Raw genomic sequence first — 1,024 nt, 5'->3', positions numbered from 1 at the left:
AATTGCGATTAAACCCAGAACTTTACTTGCCTTGGAACTATAAATCACAACGCATAGACTAAATTCTGGACTCAAGCATATTTTTGATGGTGAGTTACGCTAACTTGCCGTAAGCTCACTGTCGATTGGGATGTCACAAACCGAATACCCAGAACTCGCAACCAGACCGAATATAAGAGGCTACATGCCCGGTATGATTAATACGATCGCAGGTGTGGGTTACTCCCATTTCTGGCCAACAATAAAAAATATAGACAACCAAAATTTTTGGTGCTTGCGGAGTGCGTCGTCTGACCCTGCAAGTTTATGGATCAATATCGAGCAGTGGTAAATATGTTTAAAGTTATCGCGTCAAAACAAAAACTGAAATCCCCCATAGGTCAATTGCAGCTAGATATTGATACTAATGCAACACGTATAGCCGTTCAAAACAGATTAACTCTGAAAGCTATTTGGCAAGGTGCCATACCTAACAATGGGCAAATGACCATCATCACCCCTGAGCAGTATGGTATAGAGCCAGACTTAATGGTCACTATATTTGATGACTCTGGCGAGTTTAATGCCGAGACGGTAGACAGAGTGCAAGCAAAACTGCCATCACAAGAGCAGGAAAGTGCTGAGTGATAAAGATAAGGTTGAGCAAGCCCTATGCTGTTTATAAATCGCCTATCGTTATTCGGTTTGGTCAATCACCAACACCAAAAGAGCCTGAACTCGTTGGCATCGAGTATAGCTTGATACACAACACTGAATTACTGAGAACGTCACTACATGTATTAACCCATACACTTCGCGCATCATTGACACAACAAGCTGCTCTAGCGTTTGCACTTCAAAACGATATTAACGCACTTATAGTTAATGCTTGGTCAAACAGTCAAAGTGTTAAAAGTGCAACTGCTATAGGTTGGCAGCGAAGTGATATAGTGCTCAGTGAAGCCATTCTTAATTGGCAAACACATCTACTCTCAGTGTTTGAAACCACGCAGTGCTGGCAACAGACAATAAAAGTAGAGCGAGC

The 1,024-nt window shown here is 42.0% G+C and carries 2 protein-coding genes; both read left to right on the top strand.

The window, feature by feature from the left end; all coding sequences use genetic code 11:
* Window positions 1–333 precede the first annotated feature (333 nt).
* Window positions 334–627, top strand: a complete 294-nt coding sequence (locus HC733_RS22380) for a hypothetical protein (protein WP_190367177.1) — start codon at window positions 334–336, stop codon at window positions 625–627.
* Window positions 624–1,024: hypothetical protein (locus HC733_RS22375; protein ID WP_190367176.1), on the top strand; the 401-nt coding region annotated here is incomplete at its 3' end. The genes HC733_RS22380 and HC733_RS22375, both read left to right, overlap by 4 nt.

Origin of the sequence: Pseudoalteromonas sp. S16_S37 (assembly GCF_014694405.1) — a bacterium.
GTDB lineage: Bacteria > Pseudomonadota > Gammaproteobacteria > Enterobacterales > Alteromonadaceae > Pseudoalteromonas.
This window is presented reverse-complemented; position numbering and strand designations above follow the sequence as displayed.

Bases quoted from the DNA above. Each gene is read 5' to 3' on its own strand.
- HC733_RS22380 (WP_190367177.1), top strand. From the start codon at position 334: ATGTTTAAAGTTATCGCGTCAAAACAAAAACTGAAATCCCCCATAGGT.